This window comes from Achromobacter sp. SIMBA_011 (assembly GCF_046535435.1).
In the GTDB taxonomy this organism is placed as follows: domain Bacteria; phylum Pseudomonadota; class Gammaproteobacteria; order Burkholderiales; family Burkholderiaceae_B; genus Achromobacter; species Achromobacter dolens.
The window spans coordinates 1-241 of record NZ_JAWRWN010001112.1 but is presented as its reverse complement, the minus strand read 5'-3'; the positions used below and the strand labels follow the sequence as shown (position 1 = coordinate 241).

General features: G+C 53.9%; 1 protein-coding gene. It reads right to left on the bottom strand.

Annotated features, from left to right (window positions below):
• Positions 1-241, bottom strand: a 241-nt coding sequence (locus tag SB816_RS34490) for a hypothetical protein (protein WP_410548556.1), incomplete at both ends; no start/stop codon positions are given.

Sequence of the window (241 nt, the reverse complement as noted above, 5' to 3'; positions counted from 1 at the left end):
GGCCACGCCGCTGCCGGCCACGGCAACGAAGAGCACCACGTAATCCAGAATGGGCAGCAATTTTCTCATATCGGTTCTTGATCTCGGGAAGGGAAGCCCCCGTTCCCGCCGGGCGAAGCTTCTGTTCAGGTCATATGCGACATTAATGCGGAAAATGCGCTGCAAAAAGTGACCTTTCGGTAAGGTCACATGAAGGATTGGAAAGGTTGTTGCCCTGTTGCCGCAAAAAGGGTGCTGATAC